The organism is Candidatus Obscuribacterales bacterium, assembly GCA_036703605.1.
Lineage (GTDB): Bacteria > Cyanobacteriota > Cyanobacteriia > RECH01 > RECH01 > RECH01.
Window position 1 is genome coordinate 1 of the sequence record DATNRH010000979.1, and the last position, 1,199, is coordinate 1,199.

At 51.8% G+C, this 1,199-nt stretch carries 2 protein-coding genes; both read left to right on the forward strand.

Features of this window, described 5'->3' with window-relative positions; all coding sequences use genetic code 11:
- The coding region (locus V6D20_20165) for a hypothetical protein (GenBank protein ID HEY9818094.1) at window positions 1-180 on the forward strand (180 nt) is incomplete at its 5' end.
- Window positions 181-597: 417 nt separating this feature from the next.
- Window positions 598-1,199: hypothetical protein (locus V6D20_20170; GenBank protein ID HEY9818095.1), on the forward strand; the 602-nt coding region annotated here is incomplete at its 3' end.

Sequence of the window (1,199 nt, forward strand, 5' to 3'; positions counted from 1 at the left end):
ATCCTGGAGACATTCAACCGTTATGGAGGTGCATCAAGGAGCGATCGCCCCCCAATTGTCTACAGCCATCGTTCTACAGCCACAGCCTTCATCTCCCTCAAACACCCTACCCGTACATCTTTAGCACCTGCCAACGTCTCAGCCATAGCGGCAAAGGACAGCCTGCGGGTGGAAATATAAAGTTATAGCTGCAATTTAGGGAAAGGGTGTTGCGTTGCAGAATAAATAAGACACAATGAAAAAAGGTCGGGTAATGGCCAGCTTGTGCCACGAGGTCTAAGCTCGTCATTTGCAACGCTATTTTTTGTGTCTTAGCGCAAACAACATTTAATTGTGTTAAGACAAGGTCAAAGCATTGGATGAGATTCTAAAACGATTCTTCTATCTAGCGGGCTATGATGCCTATCGCGTTAGTCTATAGGTAGAAGGCAGCCTGCACGAGCTCATGGGCAGGTGTGGCTACGGTCTTCTATTTCATAGGTTCTACACCTACCGCCATCGTCTTATGGGTAGGAGTTTTGCTGGGAATATCGCATTATTCTGTACCCACGTAGCTCTCCGCTCAGTTCTCAACTCGGAGTGCTCGGTTTTATCCCTATGCCAACCGCCACCGTTCTCAATTTTTTAATATCAGCGCCTACCATTCTCGCCACGGACTCCCTATCTACCGTGGCGACTTGGCTGGTTGACCATCCCTGTGAGCAGGTGGTGGTGCTCAACCATAAGAAACAGCCCATAGGATGGCTGCGATCGCTAGATGTGCTGTCCGTAGCTTGGCGTCGACAAGGTGTATTTCCTCCATCAAGCCATACAGACAATTATGGTATTCCACCGGATCTGATGCGATCGCTGCCCTTAGTAACCAATAGCGAGTTAGCGCTAGAACTAGGACGACAGGGTATGGCCGCTCCCCTGCCAGACACCATTGCCATCGTCGATCCCGAGGGATGCTATTTAGGGTTACTCAACCAAACAGAATTTTGGCGGTTTATCGCCCTGCAGCCAGCGGCCAGCACCAGGCCCCCCGAGTCGCCAGCCTGGCCGATTCCCGTTGACCCGTCCCCCACCGCCCTCCTCGTGCAGGTGCTGGATCATCTACCGCTGCCCCTCATGCTGCAAACCAGCAGCGGCACCATCATTGCCCAGAATCAAATTTGGCAGCGACAGATTGGCGAAGTTCCCCACCTGCGCACGAATCT